Origin of the sequence: Shewanella sp. SG44-6 (assembly GCF_014164185.1) — a bacterium.
In the GTDB taxonomy this organism is placed as follows: domain Bacteria; phylum Pseudomonadota; class Gammaproteobacteria; order Enterobacterales; family Shewanellaceae; genus Shewanella; species Shewanella vesiculosa.
Window position 1 is genome coordinate 1 of the sequence record NZ_JACJER010000241.1, and the last position, 2262, is coordinate 2262.

General features: G+C 39.5%; 2 protein-coding genes. One reads left to right on the forward strand and one right to left on the reverse strand.

Going from position 1 to position 2262, the window contains the following annotated elements; genetic code table 11:
- Positions 1-781, forward strand: a 781-nt coding sequence (locus tag H5185_RS21735) for a substrate binding domain-containing protein (RefSeq protein WP_182743210.1), incomplete at its 5' end; no start/stop codon positions are given.
- Between the two features lie 647 nt (positions 782-1428).
- Here H5185_RS21735 and H5185_RS21740 read toward each other — a convergent pair.
- Positions 1429-2262: DUF885 family protein (locus H5185_RS21740; protein WP_182743213.1), on the reverse strand; the 834-nt coding region annotated here is incomplete at its 5' end.

Here is a 2262-nt window from a genome sequence, read left to right on the forward strand (position 1 = left end):
ACGTAGTTTAAGTCTTACTGAAGCCGGTAATTTATTGTATCTTCAGGGTGAAGAATTACTTCGCGATGCAGAGCAGGCCGTATCGAGTGTGCACAACTTGAATGATGCAACTCGTGGAGTATTGAAGGTCGGGATCTCGCAATCATTTGGTACTATGCATATTATCCCCGCTTTACCAGAGTTTATGGCAAGACATCCTGATCTTGAGCTGCAAGTCAGTTTACTTGATCATAAAGTTGATGTTGTCAGCGAAGGCTTAGATTTATTGTTAACCATGTCTGAGCAATTGCCGCTAGGTATGGTGGCAAGACCGCTAATGAAGTGTCAATTTTTGTTAGTCGCATCACCGGGGTATATTGCCCAACATGGTAACATTAGCCGCCCTGAGCAATTAGTCGAACACAATTGTTTGGTGTACCAAGGCGAGTGGCATGAACACAGCATGTGGCAATTTAGAAAAGGTGAAGATTATTGCGAAATTGGCGTGTCAGGCAATTTCCGTGTTGATAATGCTCCAGCATTAAAATCGGCAGCGGTGAGTGGTTTAGGCATTGTGTATTTAGCCAGTTATTTGATGGAAGATGAGATTGCTCAAGGGACTTTAGTACCTTTATTACCCGATTGGCAGTTGACACATAACCTTCCATTACAAGCTGTATATCCTCGTCGTAAACACTTGGCTCCTAAAGTCAGTGCATTTATTGATTTTATTAAAACGCATATTAGCAGCCCGCCATATTGGGACGCTAAGTTCGATCACCTGTATAAACTGCGTAAATAACATCAACGCCGGATAATAAGGGCTTATCAAATAGCCATTTTTCCGCGAGCAGGATGATATCTACTCACAATAGGCGTATTGATTTTTCAATAAGCCTATTGTGAAAAAGATATGACAAGTTTGATGCTGCAAACTTAAAACAAATCGCTTTATTCATATTTACTCCCTCTCTTATTTAGCGTTAATGTTAAGCAAAGTGGAAACATTGTTTTATTTTTAAAACAAAGCTTTGCTTGTAGGTTATGTTCTATTTTTATCCCTTTTATATCAGATATTTAAGCTATGTCTTTATTAGTTGATCCGTAACCTGCTAATCAAGGGGTTAGTGATTTACGCTGCTTTAGTGGTTGAAGTCTGTTCTGATATCAATACAATGGTTGTGTGTTGATTCGAAATGATTTGAAGCATGCGTTTGGTTGAGAAATGACCCCTTTTCAATTAAGCGTACAAATCTGCAAGGTAGCAAATTTTGGATCAGAGTTGGCAATGCTTTTCGAACTAAAACAATGCCGGCCTTAAAACCATCATCCTAGTTTATTTGGTTTACCCCAGACTTTGTTCTGGGGTTATTTTTTTGTGGTAATGGTGACATGAAAACGGCAACCTTAGGTTGCCGTTTTACGTTGGTGCAGATGACCCATTGTCAGTTACAGTGAGTTCACTTGTTTAATCCATTTGTTGACTTGCTCTTCAAGTATGTCTAATGGCAATGGACCATTTTTCAAAATTAAAGTGTGGAACTCGCGAATATCAAACTTTGAGCCTAACTCTTTTTTGGCTTGTTCACGCAGCTGTAATATTTTTATCATACCGACTTTATATGCGGTAGCTTGTGATGGCATCACAATATGGCGCTCAACCATTTTAATCGCATCGGATTCAGCATTTGGCGTATTTTCAACATAATAGGCAATGCCTTGTTCACGAGTCCACTTTTTAGCGTGGATCCCTGTATCAACCACTAAACGGCATGCACGCCATAACTCCATCGATAAACGACCAAAGTCAGAGTATGGGTCAGCATATAAGCCCATTTCCTTAGGGAAATATTCTGAATAAAGTCCCCAACCTTCAATATAAGCAGTATAACCACCAAACTTACGGAATTTTGGAATGCCTTGCAGTTCTTGTGCTATAGCAATTTGCATATGATGACCAGGGATCCCTTCATGATAAGCCAGCGCTTCCATTTGGTACTTTGGCATGGCATCCATTTTGTATAAGTTAGCGTAATAAGTCCCTGGGCGAGAGCCATCTGGTGCAGGTTGATCGTAAAATGCTTTACCTGCAGATTTTTCTCTAAATGCCTCAACTTTTTTAACAACTAAATCGGCTTTAGGTTGAATGGTAAATACTTCGTCTAGTCGAGTCTTCATATTATCTATGATTGACTTAGCTTGAGCTAGATACTCTGCTTTACCAGCATCAGTATCAGGATAATAAAACTGTTTGTCATCACGCATGAAAGCAAAAAATTCTTT